Origin of the sequence: Streptomyces daghestanicus (genome assembly GCF_020521275.1) — a bacterium.
GTDB classification, from domain to species: domain Bacteria; phylum Actinomycetota; class Actinomycetes; order Streptomycetales; family Streptomycetaceae; genus Streptomyces; species Streptomyces griseoviridis.
Map to the genome: position 1 here is coordinate 206,892 of NZ_BNDX01000002.1, position 13,420 is coordinate 220,311.

Sequence of the window (13,420 nt, forward strand, 5' to 3'; positions counted from 1 at the left end):
GGCCCGCCGCTCGCGCCGGCCGTCAGCCCCCGTACGCCCCCGAGGCGGTCAGCCGCAGGGCCGTGTCGATCAGGGGGACGTGGCTGAACGCCTGCGGGAAGTTGCCGACCTGGCGCTGCAGGCGCGGGTCCCACTCCTCGGCGAGCAGACCGAGGTCGTTGCGGAGCGAGAGGAGCTTCTCGAACAGCCTGCGCGCCTCGTCGACGCGGCCGATCATCGCCAGGTCGTCGGCCATCCAGAACGAGCAGGCCAGGAAGGCGCCCTCGTCGCCGGGGAGGCCGTCGACGCCCTCGTCCGCGCCGTCGGTCGGGTAGCGCAGGATGAAGCCGTCCGAGGTGGACAGCTCGCGCTGGATGGCCTCGATGGTGCCGATGACCCGCTTGTCGTCGGGCGGCAGGAAGCCCATCTGCGGGATGAGCAGCAGGGACGCGTCCAGCTCCTTCGAGCCGTAGGACTGCGTGAACGTGTTGCGCTCCTTGTCGTAGCCCTTCTCGCACACGTCCCGGTGGATGTCGTCCCGCAGTTCCTTCCAGCGTTCCAGCGGGCCGTCCGCGTCGCCGGACTCGATGAGCTTGATGGTGCGGTCCACCGCCACCCAGGCCATCACCTTGGAGTGCACGAAGTGGCGGCGCGGGCCGCGGACCTCCCAGATGCCCTCGTCCGGCTCGTTCCAGTGGTCCTCCAGGTAGCGGATCAGCTTGAGCTGGAGGACGGAGGCGTAGTCGTTGCGGGCGAGGCCGGTCATGTGGGCCAGGTGCAGGGCCTCGGTGACCTCGCCGTACACGTCGAGCTGGAGCTGGTGGGCGGCGCCGTTGCCGACGCGGACCGGGCCGGAGTTCTCGTAGCCCGGCAGCCAGTCCAGCTCGGCCTCGCCCAGCTCGCGCTCGCCGGCGATGCCGTACATGATCTGGAGGTTCTCCGGGTCGCCGGCGACCGAGCGCAGCAGCCACTCGCGCCAGGCGCGGGCCTCCTCGCGGTAGCCGGTGCGCAGCAGCGAGGAGAGGGTGATCGCGGCGTCCCGCAGCCAGGTGTAGCGGTAGTCCCAGTTGCGGACGCCGCCGATGTCCTCCGGCAGGGAGGTGGTGGGGGCGGCGACGATGCCGCCGGTGGGGGCGTACGTCAGGGCCTTCAGCGTGATCAGGGAGCGGATCACGGCCTCGCGGTAGGGGCCGTGGTACGTACAGTGCTCGACCCACTCGCGCCAGAAGTCCTCCGTCGCCGTCAGCGACTGCTCCGGCTCCGGCAGCGCCGGCGGCTGCTTGTGGGAGGGCTCCCAGGAGATGGTGAAGGCGATCCGGTCACCCGGCGCGACCGTGAAGTCCGCGTATGTGGTGAGGTCCTTGCCGTAGGTCTCGGCCTCCGAGTCGAACCACACCGAGTCCGGGCCGGCGACGGCCACCGTGCGGCCCTCGTGCTTGTGCACCCAGGGCACCACCCGGCCGTAGCTGAACCGCATCCGCAGCTCCGAGCGCATCGGCACCCGGCCGGAGACGCCCTCCACGATCCGGATGAGCTGCGGGGCGCCGTCGCGGGGCGGCATGAAATCGGTCACCCGGACCGTGCCGCGCGGGGTGTCCCACTCGGATTCGAGGATGAGGGAGTCGCCGCGGTAGGTGCGCCGGGCGGCGGTGGGGGGCTCGGCCCCGGCCGCGTGGGCCGGTCCGAGCCGCCAGAAGCCGTGTTCCTCGGTGCCCAGCAGACCGGCGAAGATGGCATGGGAGTCGAAGCGGGGCAGGCACAGCCAGTCGACTGTGCCGTCCCGGCAGACCAGTGCGGCGGTCTGCATGTCTCCGATGAGTGCGTAGTCTTCGATGCGCCCGGCCACGTGCAACTCCAGTCGAACGGCCACGTCACCCCACAAGGGGGCTGTCGCTAGTGCGGTCAAGGGGTAAATGTCATGCGTCGTTGATCGGTGAAGCAAAGCAGCCGTCCGGCCCGCAAGCCAAACTCGTGTGATGCCGGACTCTGTGACACCGGACGACGGTTGTTGTCCAACGAACTGACGAGCACGCGTTGTTCCGGTACGTACGGGCGAGGGGTGGTGCCGCGTCGCCGGCCGGGCTCGGCAGTGAAGGTCCGAGCAGGATACGTGTCACGTAGATGATCTGTGTGCCGCTCCGGACAACCGGGGTCGGCCGAACGGGTGACCACCGGGTGAGGCGTGGCGGAAAGGTTCCGCTTCCGTGTCCGGACCGGTGCGGAGCGTGGCCGGAAGCCATCGCTCTCCAGCGCTGTTACGCTGGTAGCCCGTGGACCGGTGGGCACGAAACCCCCGAACCGCAGCGACGGCAGCACCCCGGACATATCCGGCGGACCGCCGTATCGCACCCCAGACCGCGACCACGGGAGCCCCCTCTTGGCCATGCCGCACACATCCTCGACGACCAAGCACATCTTCGTCACGGGGGGTGTCGCCTCCTCTCTCGGCAAGGGGCTGACCGCCTCCAGCCTCGGCATGCTGCTCAAGGCCCGGGGTCTGCGTGTCGTGATGCAGAAGCTCGACCCCTACCTCAACGTCGACCCTGGCACGATGAACCCGTTCCAGCACGGTGAGGTGTTCGTCACCAACGACGGCGCCGAGACCGACCTGGACATCGGCCACTACGAGCGGTTCCTCGACCGCGACCTGGACGGTTCGGCCAACGTCACCACCGGCCAGGTGTACTCCACCGTGATCGCCAAGGAGCGGCGCGGTGAGTACCTCGGTGACACCGTGCAGGTCATCCCGCACATCACCAACGAGATCAAGCACCGCATCCGCCGTATGGCGACCGACGAGGTCGACGTCGTCATCACCGAGGTCGGCGGCACGGTCGGTGACATCGAGTCGCTGCCGTTCCTGGAGACCGTCCGCCAGGTCCGCCACGAGGTCGGCCGGGACAACGTCTTCGTGGTCCACATCTCGCTGCTGCCCTACATCGGCCCCTCCGGCGAGCTGAAGACCAAGCCGACCCAGCACAGCGTCGCCGCCCTGCGCAACATCGGCATCCAGCCGGACGCCATCGTGCTGCGCTGCGACCGCGAGGTGCCCACCGCCATCAAGCGCAAGATCTCGCTGATGTGCGACGTCGACGAGGCCGCCGTGGTGGCCTGCCCGGACGCCCGTTCGATCTACGACATCCCCAAGGTCGTGCACGCCGAGGGCCTGGACGCCTACGTCGTGCGCAAGCTCGACCTGCCGTTCCGGGACGTGGACTGGAGGACCTGGGACGACCTGCTGGAACGCGTCCACCAGCCCGAGCACGAGATCACCATGGCGCTGGTCGGCAAGTACATCGACCTGCCCGACGCCTACCTGTCGGTGACCGAGGCACTGCGCGCCGGCGGCTTCGCCAACCGGGCCCGCGTGAAGATCAAGTGGGTCACCTCGGACGACTGCAAGACCCCGGCCGGCGCCCGGGCACAGCTCGGTGACGTCGACGCCGTCTGCATCCCGGGCGGCTTCGGCGACCGCGGCGTGCTCGGCAAGGTCGGCGCGATCCAGTACGCCCGCGAGCACAAGATCCCGCTGCTCGGCCTCTGCCTGGGCCTGCAGTGCATCGTGATCGAGGCCGCGCGCAACCTGGCCGGGATCGCCGACGCCAACTCCACCGAGTTCGACCCCGCCACCGCCCACCCGGTCATCTCCACCATGGCCGAGCAGCTCGACATCGTCGCCGGCGAGGGCGACATGGGCGGCACCATGCGGCTCGGCATGTACCCGGCCAAACTGGCCGAGGGCTCGATCGTGCGCGAGGTCTACGACGGCAAGGAGTACGTCGAGGAACGCCACCGCCACCGCTACGAGGTCAACAACGCCTACCGCGCGGAACTGGAGAAGAAGGCGGGCATCGTCTTCTCCGGCACCTCCCCCGACGGCAAACTCGTCGAATACGTCGAGTACCCCCGCGAGACCCACCCCTACCTGGTCGCCACCCAGGCCCACCCGGAACTGCGCTCACGCCCGACCCGCCCGCACCCGCTCTTCGCCGGGCTGGTCAAGGCCGCGGTCGAGCGGAAGACGGCGAAGTAGCACGACAGTTGTACGGTGGCCGGGGCGGGCCCGTGCGGACGGGCGCGCCCCGGCTTTCTCGTACGTCTGGGAGGACAGGGCATGACCATCAGGGACACCGCCGAGGAGTGGGAGATCCGGGCGACGGAGACGCCCTTCCGGGGCAAGAAGACCTCCGTCCGTACCGACGAGGTGGTCATGCCCGACGGCACCGTCGTCAGCCGCGACTACCAGGTGCACCCCGGCTCCGTCGCCGTGCTCGCCCTGGACGACGAGGACCGGGTGCTGGTGCTGCGCCAGTACCGCCACCCCGTGCGCCAGAAGCTGTGGGAGATCCCGGCCGGACTGCTGGACGTCCCCGGCGAGAATCCGCTGCACGCCGCCCAGCGCGAGCTGTACGAGGAGGCGCACGTCAAGGCCGAGGACTGGCGGGTGCTGACCGACGTCTACACCACCCCCGGCGGCTGCGACGAGGCGGTACGGATCTTCCTCGCCCGGGAGCTGTCGGAGGCGGAGGGCGAACGCTTCCAGGTCGAGGACGAGGAGGCGGACATGGAGCTGGCCCGGGTGCCGGTGGCCGACCTCGTCCGCAAGGTCCTCGCCGGCGACCTGCACAACAACTGCCTCGTGGTGGGTGTGCTGTCGCTGGCCGCCGCGCGGAACGGGGACGGTCTCGACACGCTCCGCCCGGCCCAGGCCCCTTGGCCCGCACGTCCGTTCGACGCCTGAGGAACCCTCCGACGGTTGATGTGACGATCTGCTGATCCGATCGGGCGACCTTCCCGCCCCGCTCCCACCGGAACGCCCCAGAGCCTGAACTAGGCTCGGAAAACGCCCGAACCGGGAGTTCCGGCGGGCGCCGGTGCGCGGTGGGATCGGGAGTGTGGCCCGTGACGGATCAGGCGGTGGACACGGACGGCGTGCGGCTGTCGCAGGACCCTGCTGAGGAGAGTCGGTTCCTGGGCCGTACCAGGGAGCTGAAGGAACTGCGCGCGGACATCGCGCGCGCGGGCCTGGACACCCTTTCCGGCCGCAAGGCCCCGCGCGCCCGCGTGCTGCTGGTCGCCGGGCGCCCCGGCTCCGGCCGCACCGCCCTCGCCGAGGAACTCGTCGCCCAGGTCGCCGACGACTACCCGGACGGCCTGCTGCGGGCCCGGCTGAGCGAGCCCGACGGCACCCGGGTGCCCGTCGCCTCCCTCGCCCGGGACCTGCTCACCGCGCTGGGCCGCACCACCCGGCCCGGCGCCCCCGAGGACGAGCTGGCCCACGAGCTGCGCACCGCCCTGGCCGGCCGCCGCGCCCTGCTCCTGCTCGACGACGCCGCCGACGCCGAGCAGGTCGACGCCCTGCTGCCGGACAGCCCCGGCTCCCTGGTCGTCGCCGTGGCCGAGGGTCCGCTGACCGGCATCGCCGACGTCCGCCCCTGCACACTGGGCGGCCTGGACACCAAGTCCGCCGTGGAGCTGCTCCAGCGGCGGATCGGCTCGGTCCGCGTCACCGTGGACCCGCGGGCCGCCGAGTCCCTGGCCGAGGAGTGCCAGGGCCGCCCGGCCGCGCTGGTCCTCGCCGGCGGCTGGCTCGCCGCCCACCCCAAGGCGGCCGTCGCCGACCTCGCCAAGCAACTGCGCGCCGGCTCCGAGGAGCCCGACCCGGTCGCCCGCATCCTCCGGCTCGTCCACGCCTCGCTGCCCAGCGCCGCCGCCCGGATGCTGCGGCTGCTCTCGCTGGCGCCGGCCGGCCTGGCCGACCCGCACACCGCCTCCGCGCTGGCCGGCTGCTCGGTGGGCGGCGCCCGCACCGCCCTGGACGACTTCGTCGCCCTCGGCCTGCTGCGCCGCCTCGCCTCCCCGCTGCCCGAGTACGAGGTCCCCGGCTGCCTCCACCCCCTCCTGGCCGCCCTCGCCAGCGCCGAGGACCGCCCCGCCGAACTCCAGCTCGCCCGCGCCCGGATGCTGGAGCGGACCGTGCGGCTGCTCCAGTCCTGCCGGGCGATCACCGAGACCGACAGCCCGGGGGCCCGCGAGAAGCTCCTCGGCATGCCGCGCGCCCTGCGCTTCGACACCCCCCGGGACGCCGCCGAGTGGCTGCGGCTGCGCCGGCCCGCCCTGCTGGCCTCGGCCCGCCTCGCGGTCGCCGACGGTGAGCTGGACACCCTCGCCCGGAGGCTGATGTCCCAGCTGGTGCGGGCCATGGTCGCGCACATCGGCACCCAGGCGGCGGCCCCCGACCTGTACGGCGTCCACCGGCTCGTGCTGGACGTGGCCGAGCGCCGCGACCTGCCCCGCGAGCAGGCCGCCGCCCTGCTGAACCTGGCCGACCTGGACGCCCGTACCGGCCGCACCGCCGAGGCGCTGGTGCGCTACCGGGCCGCGCTGGACGCCGGACGGGCGGCGAACGACCCGTACGCCACCGGCCGCGCGATGGAATCCGTCGGTGGTGCCCATCTGGAGCTGGGGGACTACGACCGGGCCGCCGACTGGTTCGGGCGGGCCCTCGTCCAGCGGCTCGCCCGGGACGAGCGCGCCGACGCCGCCCGGCTCTACGGCCGCATCGCCGCCGCCCACACCTACGCCGGCCGCTACGGCGAGGCGCTGCGCAACTGGCGGGCCGCGATCGCCGGGCACCGCAGGGCCGGGGATCTGGCCGCCCACGCGCGGGCCCTGAGCGAGCTGGCCCGGGTCCAGGAGTACGCGGGGCGCCCGGAGGAGTCGCTGCGCACCTGCCAGGAGGCGGTCGAGTGGGCCCGCCGCGCCGAGGACCTGCGGCTCCAGGCGGCCCTGCACCTGCGCCTCGCCGACACCCTGGACCACCTCGGCGACCCGGTGGCGGCCGGGCTCCACCGCAGCACGGCCGACCGGATGCTGGGCGGGGAACCGGTGGAGCCCGGAGGTCCCGGCCGGATCGCGGAGCCCGCCGGAGCCGCGCGCCCCGCGGTGACGACGGAACCCGTGGGGCCGGTGGAGGACGTACGGCCCGCCGGGAACGGGCCGGTGGCGGACTCCGAGGCGGAACACGGAGCTAACACCTGCGAAATCCGTAGCGCGCCCATCAGGGATTGATGCTTTGGAAGGCTAGACAGCGGGAATACCTTCATTAGACTGGCTCTGCCGCACGTTCTCCTGCGGTCTCTCCTGGTATGCCCTCGCATGCCGGGTATGTCTTCTCTGTAGCCCCACTCCCTGAGCCAAGGACCGTGATCGACGTGAAGGTCGGCATTCCCCGCGAGGTCAAGAACAACGAGTTCCGGGTGGCCATCACCCCCGCAGGCGTCCACGAGCTGGTGCGCCACGGCCATCAGGTCGTCGTCGAGCGCGGCGCGGGCGTCGGCTCCTCGATCCCGGACGCCGAGTACGTCGCGGCGGGCGCGGACATACTCGACACCGCCGACGAGGTCTGGGCCGGCGCCGACCTGCTGCTGAAGGTCAAGGAGCCGATCGCGGAGGAGTACCACCGCCTGCGCAAGGACCAGACGCTCTTCACCTACCTGCACCTGGCCGCGTCCAAGGAGTGCACGGACGCCCTGCTGGAGTCCGGCACCACCGCCATCGCCTACGAGACGGTCGAACTGCCGGGTCGCGCCCTGCCGCTGCTCGCCCCGATGTCCGAGGTCGCGGGCCGGCTGGCCCCGCAGGTCGGCGCCTACCACCTGATGGCCGCCAACGGGGGCCGGGGCGTGCTGCCCGGCGGCGTCCCCGGGGTGCTGGCCGGCAAGGCCGTCGTCATCGGCGGCGGCGTCTCCGGCTGGAACGCGGCGCAGATCGCCATCGGCCTGGGCTTCCACGTCACCCTGCTCGACAAGGACATCAACAAACTCAAGGAGGCGGACAGGATCTTCGGTACGAAGATCCAGACCGTCGTCTCCAACGCCTTCGAGCTGGAGAAGGCCTGCCTCGACGCCGACCTCGTGATCGGCGCCGTCCTCATCCCGGGCGCCAAGGCCCCCAAGCTGGTCACCAACGAGCTGGTCTCCCGGATGAAGCCCGGAAGTGTCCTTGTCGACATCGCGATCGACCAGGGCGGCTGCTTCGAGGACTCGCGCCCCACCACCCACGCCGAACCGACCTTCACGGTCCACGACTCGGTCTTCTACTGCGTCGCCAACATGCCCGGCGCGGTCCCCAACACCTCGACCTACGCGCTGACCAACGCCACGCTGCCGTACATCGTCGAACTGGCCGACCGCGGCTGGGTGGAGGCGCTGCGCCGCGACCCCGCGCTCGCCAAGGGCCTCAACACCCATGACGGCAAGGTCGTTTACAAGGAGGTCGCCGAGGCCCACGGCCTGGACCACGTGGAACTGTCCGCGCTGCTCGGCTGACAAGTCGCCATGCGGTGAAGGCGACCGGTCAACGCCTGCCGTCAACGACACACACTCGGGCGGACCTTGTCGACAAGGTCCGCCCGAGTGTGTGTATGGTCACTTTGCGATTCTCGGTCAACTCGCCTCGAACGTACCGCTTGGCCCCATTCGCACACCGGTGAAACCTGCCGTGCGACGGCCGTACGCCCTTGACAGGGGGGTGTTTCATTGCCGACACATCCGGCCGGGTCCGGCGGATTGTGTTGCTGCGGACCGCCGACACGCCATAGAGTCGCCAATCGTCGGCATGGTGCCACGCTGACCTGTCTAGAAGTTTCCTGGTCACCAAGGAGGTAAGACGACTTGTGAATGAGTCGACATTTACTCCCGGGGGTGGTCAACCAGGAATGCCTGTACGGGCCGGAGGCCCCGGGCGGTTCGAGGCTGTCGGCTCCGTCGCTGTGCGCACCTTCGCAGCCCACCAGAGTCCGCAGGCAACTCAGACAGCACACCCGAAGATGGATGGCCAACACGTGAACGCCATGGCCGGCGACGGAAGTGGCGCGCCCCGCAACCACTTCGCCGACTACGACGAACTGCCCGAGGGGCACTTCTACGACCCGGACGCCGAGTACGAGCCCGATCCCGAGTACGCGGCCACGCTCGCGCCCGACGCGGCCCGGCAGCGCCGCGAGCGCATCGGTCCGACCGGACGCCCGCTGCCGTACTTCCCGATCCCCGGTCCGCTGACCGACCACGGTCCCGCGAAGATCATCGCGATGTGCAACCAGAAGGGCGGCGTGGGCAAGACCACGTCGACCATCAACCTGGGTGCCGCGCTCGCCGAGTACGGGCGGCGGGTGCTGCTCGTCGACTTCGACCCGCAGGGCGCGCTCTCGGTCGGTCTCGGCGTCAACCCGATGGAACTGGACCTCACCGTCTACAACCTGCTCATGGAGCGGGGCATGGCGGCCGACGAGGTGCTGCTGAAGACGGCGGTCCCCAACATGGACCTGCTGCCCAGCAACATCGACCTCTCCGCCGCCGAGGTGCAGCTCGTCAGCGAGGTCGCCCGCGAGTCGACCCTGCAGCGCGCCCTGAAGCCGCTGATGGACGACTACGACTACATCGTGATCGACTGCCAGCCCTCGCTCGGCCTGCTCACGGTCAACGCGCTGACCGCCGCGCACAAGGTGATCGTGCCGCTGGAGTGCGAGTTCTTCGCGCTGCGCGGTGTGGCGCTGCTGACCGAGACGATCGAGAAGGTCCAGGAGCGGCTCAACCCCGACCTGGAGCTGGACGGCATCCTCGCCACGATGTACGACTCCCGTACGGTGCACAGCCGCGAGGTGCTCGCCCGGGTCGTCGAGGCCTTCGACGATCACGTGTACCACACGGTCATCGGCCGCACCGTCCGCTTCCCGGAGACCACGGTCGCCGGTGAGCCGATCACCACGTACGCCTCCAACTCCGTCGGCGCCGCCGCCTACCGTCAGCTCGCCAGGGAGGTGCTCGCCCGGTGTCACGCCGAGTGAGTCTGCCGGGGGCCGACGAACTCTTCCGCACGACAGGGGGTACGGCGCTCCAGGCGTCCACTCCGCGCCGCCAGACGGGCGGTGACGCCCGGGTACCGGCGCCGGCCGGGGAGAGCGGCCCGGCCGGCGCGGAGGACGCGCCGCAGTCGGTGCCCGCGCAGGGCGGCGACGGCCGGGGCGCCGAGCACACGGCCGCCGACGCGGAGCCGGGACCCGACGGTGAGCCGCACAGCCGGGGCGGGGAGCGCTCCGCGCGGCGCGCGGACCCGGCGCAGGAAGGTTCTGGCGCCGACCGGTCCCGCAAGCGCGGCCGGGCCGCCGCCCGCCGCCCCAGCGGCCGTGAGCGGCACGACGAGAAGATCACCGTCTACGTCTCCGCCGAGGAGCTGATGGACCTGGAGCACGCCCGTCTGGTGCTCCGGGGCGAGCACGGACTGGCCGTCGACCGCGGCCGGATCGTCCGCGAGGCGGTCGCCGTGGTCCTCGCCGACCTGGAGAGCCGCGGGGACGCCAGCATCCTCGTACGACGGCTGCGCGGGCGGTAGCGGTAGCCTGCGGAGGCCATGACCTCCCACGACGTTCCCCGTGCCGGCGCCTCCGGCGGCCGTCGGCGTGCGCTGGGCCGGGGTCCGGCGACTGCGCCGGACGAGCGGACGCCGACGCCCGCCGCGCCGGAGCCGGCGACGGAGACCGGGCGGACCCCCGGACGGGGCCCGGAGGCCGGGCACGTCCAGGAGCCCGAGGCCGACGCGATCCCCGTGCCCGGACCCGACCCCGGGCCCGCGCCCGGACGGGACGCCGAGGCCGCGACCGCGCCCGGACCGGGCCCCGAGGCCGCGACCGTGCCCGGACGGGACGCCGAGGCCGACGCGATCCCCGCGACCGTGCCCGGACCGGGCCCCGGGAGTCCGTCCGGACCGGACCCCGCGCCGGAGGCCGGCGCGGGGGGCGGCGGCGGTGTGTTCACCGTGCGGCTCGCCAACTTCGAGGGCCCCTTCGACCTGCTGCTCCAGCTCATCGCCAAGCACAAGATGGACGTCACCGAGGTCGCCCTCTCCAAGGTGACCGACGAGTTCATGGCGCACATCAGGGCCATGGGCCCGGACTGGGACCTGGACCGCACCACCGAGTTCCTGGTCGTCGCCGCCACCCTGCTCGACCTCAAGGCGGCCCGGCTGCTGCCCGCCGCGGAGGTCGAGGACGAGGCCGACCTGGCGCTCCTTGAGGCCCGCGACCTGCTCTTCGCCCGCCTGCTCCAGTACCGCGCCTACAAGCGGATCGCGGACATCTTCAGCGGGCGGCTGGACGACGAGGCCCGCCGGTACCCCCGTACCGTCGGTCTGGAACCGCACCACGCCGAGCTGCTGCCGGACGTCGTGATCAGCATCGGCGCCGAGGGGTTCGCCCGGCTCGCCGTCAAGGCGATGCAGCCCAGGCCCGAGCCGCGGGTCCACGTCGAGCACATCCACGCGCCGCTGGTCAGCGTCCAGGAGCAGGCCGGGATCGTCGTGGCGCGGCTGCGGGAGCTGGGCGAGGCCAGTTTCCGGACGCTGACCGCGGACACCGACGACACCCTGACGGTCGTGGCCCGTTTCCTGGCGCTGCTGGAGCTGTACCGGGAGAAGGCCGTCGCCCTGGACCAGGAGACCGCCCTCGGGGAGCTGCTGGTGCGCTGGACCGGCGAGGACGGCGGCGCGGCGCCGGCCGTGACCGACGAGTTCGACCGGCCGCCCGCGCGGCCGGAGGAGGAGAGGACGACGTGAGCGACGAAGCCACCGCGGCGCCGGCCGTCGCGGACCTCGACCTCAAGCCCGCCCTGGAGGCGGTCCTGATGGTCGTCGACGAGCCCGCGACCGAGGCGCACCTCGCCAAGATCCTGGGGCGGTCACGGCTCCGGATCGCGGACGCCCTGCGCGAGCTGGCCGACGAGTACACCGCCCAGCGGCGCGGCTTCGAACTGCGGCAGGTCGCGGGCGGCTGGCGGTACTACACCCGGCCCGAGTACGCCCCGGCCGTCGAGGGCTTCGTCCTGGACGGCCAGCAGGCCCGCCTCACCCAGGCCGCCCTGGAGACCCTCGCCGTGGTCGCCTACCGCCAGCCGGTCAGCCGCAGCCGGGTCTCCGCGGTCCGCGGCGTGAACTGCGACGGCGTGATGCGCACCCTCCTCCAGCGGGGCCTGGTCGAGGAGGCGGGCACGGAACCCGAAACAGGTGCGATCCTGTACGTGACGACGAACCACTTCCTGGAGCGGATGGGCCTGCGCGGCCTGGACGAGCTGCCGGAGCTCGCGCCCTTCCTCCCCGAGGCGGAGGCGATCGAGGCCGAGACGCTGGAAGGGGTTCCGTCGTTCGATCCGGACGCACCCGATGCGCCGGGTTCCGACGAAGCGGACGACCAGACGGAATTTTGATGCGAAGCAGCAGCGGCAGGAACAGCAGCGGAAACAACGGCGGGAGCCGTGGTGGCAACAGCGGCGGCCGCGGCGGGAGCGGCGGTGGTCGCGGCAACCACCGCGGCGCCGGCAACAACCGCGACGACAAGCAGGGCGGCCGTCCCAAGAAGCCCCGCCCGGAGGAGCGGCGCTACGACGTGGGTCCCGGCGCCACCCAGGACGGTCCGAAGTCGGGCCGCGGCCCCTCGGCGCGCGGCGGCGCGAAGGGCGGCCCGCGCAAGCCCCAGCAGCGGGGCCGCACGGCACCGGCCCGCCCCCGTGAGTACGAGACCCAGATCGAGGAGCGCAACCGGGACCGGTACGCGGGCAAGAAGGACATCAAGCTGCCCAAGACCTTCCCCGGCGCCGAGCAGGAGGGCGAGCGGCTCCAGAAGGTCCTCGCGCGCGCGGGCTACGGCTCCCGGCGTGCCTGCGAGGAGCTGATCGAGCAGGCCCGTGTCGAGGTCAACGGCGAGATCGTCCTGGAGCAGGGCAAGCGGGTCGACCCGGAGAAGGACGAGGTCAAGGTCGACGGACTGACCGTCGCGACGCAGTCGTACCAGTTCTTCTCGCTGAACAAGCCCGCTGGTGTCGTCTCCACCATGGAGGACCCGGAGGGCCGGCAGTGCCTCGGGGACTACGTCACCAACCGGGAGACCCGCCTCTTCCACGTGGGCCGGCTCGACACCGAGACCGAGGGCGTCATCCTGCTCACCAACCACGGTGAGCTGGCGCACCGCCTCACCCACCCCAAGTACGGCGTGAAGAAGACCTACCTCGCGCACATCGTGGGCCCGATCCCGCGCGACCTGGGCAAGCAGCTCAAGGACGGCATCCAGCTGGAGGACGGGTACGCGCGCGCGGACCACTTCCGGGTGGTGGAGCAGACCGGCAAGAACTACCTGGTCGAGGTCACCCTGCACGAGGGCCGCAAGCACATCGTGCGGCGCATGCTCGCCGAGGCCGGGTTCCCGGTGGACAAGCTGGTGCGGGTCGCCTTCGGGCCGATCACCCTGGGCGACCAGAAGTCGGGCTGGCTGCGCCGGCTGTCCAACACCGAGGTCGGGATGCTGATGCAGGAGGTCGACCTGTAGCCGGACCGGGAGCGGTGCGGCGGCGGTGACGGAGCGGCACCACCAGGGTCACCGTCCGGTAACTGGCGT

Annotated in this window: 10 protein-coding genes; 9 read left to right on the top strand and 1 reads right to left on the bottom strand. The window is 71.9% G+C overall.

Annotated features, from left to right (window positions below; translation table 11 throughout):
• Positions 1 to 22 precede the first annotated feature (22 nt).
• Positions 23 to 1,825 (bottom strand): glycoside hydrolase family 15 protein, encoded by a 1,803-nt coding sequence (locus tag Sdagh_RS01070; RefSeq protein ID WP_189425039.1) that lies wholly within the window; start codon positions 1,823 to 1,825, stop codon positions 23 to 25.
• Positions 1,826 to 2,362: 537 nt separating this feature from the next.
• Between Sdagh_RS01070 and pyrG the strand changes: the two genes are divergently transcribed.
• From pyrG to Sdagh_RS01115, 9 genes are all read left to right on the top strand, one after another.
• On the top strand, positions 2,363 to 4,012 hold the full coding sequence (pyrG, locus tag Sdagh_RS01075; protein ID WP_226534410.1) for a CTP synthase: 1,650 nt from the start codon (positions 2,363 to 2,365) through the stop codon (positions 4,010 to 4,012).
• An 81-nt stretch (positions 4,013 to 4,093) separates the two neighbouring features.
• The gene (locus Sdagh_RS01080) at positions 4,094 to 4,720 is read left to right on the top strand and encodes an NUDIX domain-containing protein (RefSeq protein ID WP_189422678.1); all 627 of its coding nucleotides are present in this window, start codon (positions 4,094 to 4,096) and stop codon (positions 4,718 to 4,720) included.
• Between the two features lie 161 nt (positions 4,721 to 4,881).
• Complete coding sequence (locus Sdagh_RS01085) at positions 4,882 to 7,050, top strand: tetratricopeptide repeat protein (protein ID WP_190078205.1); 2,169 nt, start codon at positions 4,882 to 4,884, stop codon at positions 7,048 to 7,050.
• A gap of 134 nt (positions 7,051 to 7,184) precedes the next feature.
• Entirely contained in the window at positions 7,185 to 8,309 is a 1,125-nt protein-coding gene (ald, locus tag Sdagh_RS01090; protein WP_189422682.1) for an alanine dehydrogenase, read from the top strand.
• A 389-nt stretch (positions 8,310 to 8,698) separates the two neighbouring features.
• The gene (locus Sdagh_RS01095) at positions 8,699 to 9,826 is read left to right on the top strand and encodes a ParA family protein (RefSeq protein ID WP_189422685.1); all 1,128 of its coding nucleotides are present in this window, start codon (positions 8,699 to 8,701) and stop codon (positions 9,824 to 9,826) included.
• Positions 9,811 to 10,371 carry a hypothetical protein gene (locus tag Sdagh_RS01100; protein ID WP_189422687.1) on the top strand — a complete coding sequence of 187 codons (561 nt, stop codon included), beginning with the start codon at positions 9,811 to 9,813 and terminating at the stop codon, positions 10,369 to 10,371. The genes Sdagh_RS01095 and Sdagh_RS01100 overlap by 16 nt, the downstream gene beginning before the upstream one ends.
• An 18-nt stretch (positions 10,372 to 10,389) precedes the next feature.
• Positions 10,390 to 11,589 carry a segregation and condensation protein A gene (locus Sdagh_RS01105; protein WP_189422690.1) on the top strand — a complete coding sequence of 400 codons (1,200 nt, stop codon included), beginning with the start codon at positions 10,390 to 10,392 and terminating at the stop codon, positions 11,587 to 11,589.
• The gene (gene scpB, locus Sdagh_RS01110) at positions 11,586 to 12,236 is read left to right on the top strand and encodes an SMC-Scp complex subunit ScpB (RefSeq protein WP_189422692.1); all 651 of its coding nucleotides are present in this window, start codon (positions 11,586 to 11,588) and stop codon (positions 12,234 to 12,236) included. The genes Sdagh_RS01105 and scpB overlap by 4 nt, the downstream gene beginning before the upstream one ends.
• Positions 12,236 to 13,351, top strand: coding sequence for a pseudouridine synthase (locus tag Sdagh_RS01115; protein ID WP_189422694.1), 1,116 nt, complete (start codon positions 12,236 to 12,238; stop codon positions 13,349 to 13,351). Before scpB ends, Sdagh_RS01115 begins: the two co-directional genes overlap by 1 nt.
• Positions 13,352 to 13,420 lie beyond the last annotated feature (69 nt).